The sequence below is a fragment of the Pseudoglutamicibacter albus genome, assembly GCF_022346425.1.
GTDB lineage: Bacteria > Actinomycetota > Actinomycetes > Actinomycetales > Micrococcaceae > Pseudoglutamicibacter > Pseudoglutamicibacter albus.
Genome location: NZ_JAKRCW010000016.1, coordinates 34654 through 40891, shown reverse-complemented (window position 1 = coordinate 40891; position 6238 = coordinate 34654). Strand labels below are relative to the sequence as shown.

Sequence of the window (6238 nt, the reverse complement as noted above, 5' to 3'; positions counted from 1 at the left end):
CATCACCAAAGCCAGTTGGAAGACTGAGGTCCTCACAGCTGAGGTCGAAGACGCGAAACAGAACCGACGGAAACGACAAACCGGTGGGGTGAAACTCCATACTGCCTAAGCAGGGCTACGCAATCAATCTCTGTGAGGCACGACTAGGGCTACGCGATCAACTTGACATGAGGCACTACGGGCTACAAGGATGCTGTCGAAAGAACCGGGTAACGCAAAAGGGTGGGTCCGAAACTTTCGTTTCGAACCCACCCTCAGCTGTTGTGTGGAGTGAAGCTTACTTCTCTACCGAACGGTGATCAGATCCTTCGATCTCATCGTGGTGTTCGTGAGCTGCTTCGAGTTCTGCCGGGGTGACCGGTGCAACACGGTCCTCGAGGAAGAACTTGGCCCACTTGGCGCGGCGGCGCTCCTTCTTGGAGATCTTGCCGTCTTCATCCGGCTGGGCCGGGATGTAGGCAGGGGAGTTGTAGGAGACCAAGCGCCAACGGTCGTATTCGCTGAGCTCGTTGTGCTTCTCGTGGAAACCACCGTCTGGGCTCATCAGAACGATGCCGGATTCGCTACCGTGCAGGACGGTCTCGCGGTCCTTACGCTGAAGCGCGATGCAGATTCGGCGGGTAATGATGAAACCGAGGATTGGGCCCAGGAAGAACAGGACACGCAACCAGTAGGTGACGTCGTTGAGCGAAACCTTGAAGTGCGTTGCTACGAGGTCAGAGGACGCTGCAGCCCACATGACGCAGTAGAAGATCACACCTGCAACACCAACGGCCGTACGGAACGGAGCGTTACGTGGACGGTCGAGGATGTGGTGCTCGCGGTTATCCTTGGTGATCCAGCGTTCGATCCATGGCCAGCCGAACATCAGCGCGAACAGGAACAGAGCCGGGCCAAGCGCTGGCAAGAGCACTGCGAATGCGAAGGTGTTGTCACCCCATGGGAGCGATACGACGCGCTCGAACGAGAAGTCGCCGAGCATACCTGGCATGAGACGCAACGCGCCGTCAACCCAACCGATGTACCAGTCAGGCTGAGTACCCGCGGAGACCGGCGATGGGTCGTATGGGCCGTAGTGCCAGATCGCGTTGATCTGGAAGACACCCGAGATGAATGCCAAGGCACCGAAGACGACGAAGAAGAAGCCGCCAGCCTTAGCTGCGTAGACAGGACCAACCGGGTAGCCGACCACGTTGTTGTTGGTGCGGCCCGGGCCAGGGTACTGGGTGTGCTTGTGAACGACGACCATCATCAAGTGGACGACAATCATCGCGAGGATCATCGCTGGAACCACGAGGATGTGGAGCACGTAGAGGCGAGGAATAATGTGCTCGCCTGGGAACTCGCCGCCGAACAGGAACATCGAGATGTACGTGCCAACGATCGGGATGGCCTTGATAACGCCATCGATAATGCGCAGACCGTTACCGGAAAGCAGATCGTCTGGTAGCGAGTAGCCGGTGAAGCCAGCTGCGAGACCAAGGATCAACAGGACGCAACCGACAACCCAGTTGAGTTCACGTGGACGGCGGAACGCGCCGGTGAAGAACACGCGCAACATGTGCACGGACATCGCTGCTACAAACAGCAGTGCAGACCAGTGGTGTAGCTGACGCATGAACAGGCCGCCACGCACATCGAAGGAAAGGTCCAACGCGGTGTGGTAGGCAGCGGACATTCCGATTCCCTGGAGACCAGGGTAGGAGCCATCGTAAGTGACGTGCGTCATCGACGGATCGAAGAAGAACGTCAGGAACGTACCGGACAGAAGGAGGATCACGAACGAGTAGAGGGCTACCTCACCGAACATGAACGACCAGTGGTCAGGGAAGACCTTGCGGCCGAACTCCTTGACGAGCGACTGAGCGCCCGTGCGGGTGTTCACAAAGTTGGCAATACGACCAGTTTTGGTCTTTGCCTCGTATTCAGTGACCGTATTAGTCATAGTGATCAACCACGCTCCCAGTAGCTCGGGCCAACAGGCTCCTGGAAGTCGCTACGCGCAACAAGGAAGCCTTCGTCGTCAACGGTGATTGGAAGCTGCGGCAGAGCGTGCGACGCTGGGCCGAAGACAACCTTGCACTCCTGCGTGAGGTCGAACGTCGACTGGTGGCATGGGCACAGCAAGTGGTGCGTGTGCTGCTCGTACAGTGCGATAGGGCAACCAACGTGGGTGCAAATCTTGGAGTATGCAACGATGCCGTTGACATGCCAGTCTTCACGACCAGGGGAGATGTGCATCCGGTCTTCAGACAGGCGCATGACAAGCACAACAGCCTTGGCTTTCTCATTGAGCTTGTCTTCCTTGAGCTCATTGAGGCCCTCAGGAATAACGTGCACTGCAGAACCGATCTGGATATCGGATGCCTTAATCGGCAGACCTGAAGGGTCACGAACGAGGCGGACACCTTCGTGCCACATAGTGTGACGCAGAGAGTCAACCATCTGGTTCGCGGTCTTCTTGGTGCGATCAAGGTCGCGGAACATGAAGATTGCTGGAAGCGGCGCGATAGCAGCTGCGCCGATGAGCGTGCCGGTGAGGACCTTACGGCGGCTCATGCCGGACTCTTCGATGATCTCCTCGATCATCTGCTGAGCTTCAGCTCGGCCAGCCTCAGGAGCGATCTCGTGGCGCTCTTCAACAACTTCATGGTCTGGCATCAGGGACTTAGCCCAGTGGATGACGCCAAGACCGATACCGAGCATCGCGAATGCGGTACCCAGACCGATCAGCGTGTTCTGCAAGCGCAGCTTGGTGCCGATTTCGATGCCGGTGTGGCCGACTCCGAAGTAACCGAAGAAGAACAGGATTGTTCCCAAGATGGAGATCAGGAACAAGACGAAGACTTGACGAGAAGCGCGCTTCTCGGCCTTCGGATCTACGTCGGTGATACGCGGGGTGTGCGGCGGTAGACCGGGGTTCTGGAACTCCTTAGGAGTTCCCCCCTGACCGACCGGATCGACGGCACCCGACGTGTGCGGGTTGCCGTGACGTTCGTCGCTCATAGTGGCTTACTACCTTCTCTTAGATGTGCAAGTGGAGATGACATGATGCGTCCCCAACATTAGTTGGGGAGCACGTGGATCATTAGGCGCGACGCGACGTGATCCAGATGGTGAACGAAATGATCAGGGCGAGACCTGCAGTCCAGATGAACAGACCTTCAGCCACCGGACCCAAACCACCGAGCGGGAAGCCGCCTGGGTTGCCCTCGTTCTCAAGCATCTTGAGGTAGCCGAGAACCTGGCGCTTCTGATCAGGTGGGAGGTTGGTGTCGTTGAAGACTGGCATGTTCTGAGGACCAGTGACCATGGCCTCATAGATGTGCTTTTCAGAAACACCGTGAATGGTTGGCGCGAACTTACCACGGGTCAGAGCACCACCAGATGCACCGGCGTTGTGGCACATAGCGCAGTTAACGCGGAAGATCGTGCCGCCGTCAGCGATCTCTTCTGGAGTCAGGTTGGAGTGATCCAGGGTCTCCTTGGATGGGACAGCTGGTCCTGCACCGAGGGATGCAACATATGCCGCAAGGTCAGCGGTCTGCTGCTCGGAGAACTGCTTCGGTTTGATCTGAGCCTGTGGGCCCTGCATCTGCATAGGCATGCGGCCGGTACCGACCTGGAAGTCAACCGATGCAGCGCCAACACCAATCAGGCTTGGGCCAGCAGGGGAGCCTTCAGCGTTAGCACCGTGGCAGGTTGCGCAGTTGGCGGAGAAAAGCTTGCTGCCGTTTTCTACGTCGCCCTCGGCGGTTGCCTGAGCTTCAGCATTGGCGGAAGTTACGGAACCGGCAACTGTATATACGCCACCAGTCACAACCAAGCCGAGCACAAGCAGGGCGAGGAGTGCTAGCGGGGAGCGCCGGCGCTGGGACAAAGCCTTCACGTGCGGATCCTCAATTCGGGTTTATGGGCAATGAAGTGATGACGGTGGGAGCCGTTGACTACTTCAGGATGTAAATGATGATGAACAGGGCCACCCACACTACGTCGACGAAGTGCCAGTAGTAGGAGACGACCATGGCAGAGGACGCTTCATGGGCACCGAAGTTGCGTGCCATGTAGGTACGTCCAATGACGATCAGGAAGGCAATCAGACCGCCGATCACGTGCAGGCCGTGGAAGCCTGTGGTGATGAAGAATGCGGAACCGAAGGCCGAGGACGAGAACGTCACGCCTGCCTGTACCAATTCGGTGTATTCGAAGGCCTGGACGGCAACGAAGATGGCACCCATCAGGAACGAGAGGATGAACCATTCCGCCAGCCCCCACTTGCCAATCTCGAAGATGCCGCCGGTACGCCGCGGAACCGCAGGCTTACCGTGCGCTTCGACCTTGTTCACGCCGATCTGGCAGGTGAAGGACGAAAGCACAAGGATCGTCGAGTTGATCAAGGCAAGAGGGAAGGCCAAATGCTGGGTATCCGCTGCCCAGACGTCTGGCCTTGTGGCCTTGAGGGAGAAATACATGGCGAATAGAGCCGCGAAGAACATCAGTTCGGACGACAACCAAACGATGGTTCCGACGGCCACCATGTTGGGGCGGCGAGGAATGGCCTGCCCCTGCTTGCTGAGTGATGAAGTCGCAGTGGTCACAGACCCATTATCCCTATTTCGACCCGTTTTGCCCAACGGCACGCCGCCTCTGGTGTCGTACATGCCCTATTAACCGCTTGCTCTCGGGGTTCTCGTGGTTACGAAACAAACAACCAGGCAAGGCGGTGTCCGTCTCAGAGAATCCGAGTTCAGTGTGAGGAACAGAGTTACGTGCTTAGCGTCACGTTCACCGATTGTTTCGCTTCGACCTTGTAACCTGGCCACGTGACGATGACTAGTGAAGTTTTTACCTGGCCCCAGATCCTCGCGCCCCTCATGGAGGGTCGTGACATCACGACAAGCCAAGCAGCGTGGGCGATGCGTGAGATTATGCAGGGATCTGCAACCGATGCGCAGGTTGCCGGCTTCCTCATCGCGTTGCGCACCAAAGGTGAGACTGTCGATGAGTTCACTGGGCTTGTGGATTCGATGGTCGCCGCGGCCCGACCGCTCAACGTGGAGGGGGAGACCCTCGACATCGTAGGTACGGGCGGTGACCGCCAGAACACAGTCAACATTTCAACGATGGCCTCGCTTGTGTGCGCGGGTGCTGGCGCGCGTGTGGTGAAGCACGGCAACCGGGCCGCGTCGAGCTCTTCAGGTTCAGCTGACGTGATCGGCGCGCTTGGCGTTCGGCTGGATGTTCAGCCTGAGCATTTGCTTCCGGTTCTTGAAAAGGCTGGCCTCACGTTCTGTTTCGCGCAAGTTTTTCACCCCTCGATGCGGTTCGCGGCTCCAGCACGTGCACAACTAGGGGTGCCTACGGCTTTCAACTTCATGGGTCCTCTCACAAACCCGTCTGACCCGAGCGCTTCGGTTATTGGTTGCGCGATCGCCCCGATGGCTCCGATCATGGCTGGTGTTCTTGCCAAGCGAGGCAAGCGTGGGCTGGTTTTCCGTGGCGAGGATGGCCTTGATGAGTTCACGACCACCACTTCAAACAAAGTATGGGAGGTCCGTGACGGCAACATCGAAACCTTCATGTTTGATGCCCAAGACATCGGTGTTCCACGAGCTACCTTGGATGATCTGCGCGGAGCTGACGCCGAACACAACGCACAGGTGGTTCGCGAGGTTTTGGCGGGGGAGAAGGGGCCTATCAGGGATGCAGTCCTGCTCAACGCAGCCGCTGCGTTGGTCGCCTTTGACAAGGAAGCCTCAGGCTCTTTCAAAGAGCGAATTGCCGCGAAGTACGCAGTAGCCGAGCAATCGACTGATTCGGGTGCCGCTCAGAAGGTTCTCGAAGCCTGGGTTGCCGCGACACAAGAGGCATAAAGAGGAAATCCTTAAACGCGTGAGGCGTACCTGGTCTGGCCAACGGCTAGGTACGCCTCACGCGTATATAGGGATCTATTATTCGAGACCCAGCGAAAACGCTGCCTCAAGATCGTGTTGAGAGAAGGCTCGAAAAGCGATGTTGGTGGTCGTGGAGACCACACCTTCGACCTTATTGAGATGGTTTGGGATAACCTCAGCAAGGTCTTCGTGATTCATGACACGCACGATAGCGATGAGGTCCCATTCACCACCAGCAACCGAGTACACCTCAGCCACGCCATCGAGCTCTGAAATCTCCTGGGCGGTTTCCGGGATCCGTTCGGCCTCAACATCGATCATCACAAAAGCGGTAATCATGACCC

The 6238-nt window shown here is 57.6% G+C and carries 6 protein-coding genes; 1 reads left to right on the top strand and 5 read right to left on the bottom strand.

The window, feature by feature from the left end; all coding sequences use genetic code 11:
* Positions 1-277: 277 nt before the first annotated feature.
* The 4 genes from qcrB to ctaE form a co-directional block, all read right to left on the bottom strand.
* Positions 278-1945 carry a cytochrome bc1 complex cytochrome b subunit gene (qcrB, locus tag MHJ63_RS09175; protein ID WP_035755241.1) on the bottom strand — a complete coding sequence of 556 codons (1668 nt, stop codon included), beginning with the start codon at positions 1943-1945 and terminating at the stop codon, positions 278-280.
* A 5-nt stretch (positions 1946-1950) separates the two neighbouring features.
* Entirely contained in the window at positions 1951-3006 is a 1056-nt protein-coding gene (gene qcrA / locus MHJ63_RS09170) for a cytochrome bc1 complex Rieske iron-sulfur subunit (RefSeq protein ID WP_035755244.1), read from the bottom strand.
* An 82-nt stretch (positions 3007-3088) separates the two neighbouring features.
* A complete protein-coding gene (qcrC, locus tag MHJ63_RS09165; RefSeq protein ID WP_035755245.1) occupies positions 3089-3889 on the bottom strand; it encodes a cytochrome bc1 complex diheme cytochrome c subunit in 801 nt (266 codons plus the stop codon).
* A gap of 58 nt (positions 3890-3947) precedes the next feature.
* Positions 3948-4598 carry an aa3-type cytochrome oxidase subunit III gene (gene ctaE, locus MHJ63_RS09160; RefSeq protein ID WP_035755248.1) on the bottom strand — a complete coding sequence of 217 codons (651 nt, stop codon included), beginning with the start codon at positions 4596-4598 and terminating at the stop codon, positions 3948-3950.
* Positions 4599-4829: 231 nt separating this feature from the next.
* On the opposite strand from ctaE, the gene trpD reads away from it, so the two are divergent.
* Entirely contained in the window at positions 4830-5873 is a 1044-nt protein-coding gene (gene trpD, locus MHJ63_RS09155) for an anthranilate phosphoribosyltransferase (protein WP_239447241.1), read from the top strand.
* Between the two features lie 78 nt (positions 5874-5951).
* On the opposite strand, the gene MHJ63_RS09150 is transcribed toward trpD, so the two are convergent.
* Positions 5952-6233, bottom strand: coding sequence for an Lrp/AsnC family transcriptional regulator (locus MHJ63_RS09150; protein ID WP_070492119.1), 282 nt, complete (start codon positions 6231-6233; stop codon positions 5952-5954).
* Positions 6234-6238 lie beyond the last annotated feature (5 nt).